This is a genomic window from Halorubrum sp. Atlit-26R, from assembly GCF_003666015.1.
Lineage (GTDB): Archaea > Halobacteriota > Halobacteria > Halobacteriales > Haloferacaceae > Halorubrum.
Window position 1 is genome coordinate 1 of the sequence record NZ_QPLT01000490.1, and the last position, 459, is coordinate 459.

Below are 459 nucleotides of genomic sequence, written 5' to 3' on the forward strand. Positions count from 1 at the left end.
CCATCCGTCATTGTGATGATAAGCGGCTCGTCACGCTGTGTTTCCACTAGTTGGTTCCCAAGTGAGATAGCGTCTGCCAGAGGCGTCCCACCGCCACAGGAGGTATCGAGCAACGTTGCCTGGAGGTGCCTGCTCTCGACACTGAACGGCTTGGCAAGACGGGCTTCGTTGTCGATGAAGTCTACGATTGCAACGTTGATTCCCAACCCTTCGGCTGCGACAGCGAATCGTGCGACGGCTTTCGTGGCGACATCAATTTTTGCGGGTGTCCCTCTCCGCATCGACCCCGACCGATCGAGAATAAGGACCAAGGAGTACTGCTTCTCGTTTCCGAGGGTCCGACTCTTACACACACGAGGGTCTCCGATTGCCAACCGATGTCCTGCCCTGATGTCGTACGCGCCGGCTGTGAGTCCTCGACGAACACTCTTTCGCCGATCTAACCTGAGATACATATCG

The 459-nt window shown here is 56.4% G+C and carries 1 protein-coding gene; it reads right to left on the bottom strand.

Annotation, left to right across the window (positions count from 1 at the left end; genetic code table 11):
* On the bottom strand, nucleotides 1-353 hold a 353-nt coding region (locus DVK07_RS21600), incomplete at its 3' end, for a VWA domain-containing protein (RefSeq protein WP_158603229.1).
* Nucleotides 354-459: the final 106 nt, after the last annotated feature.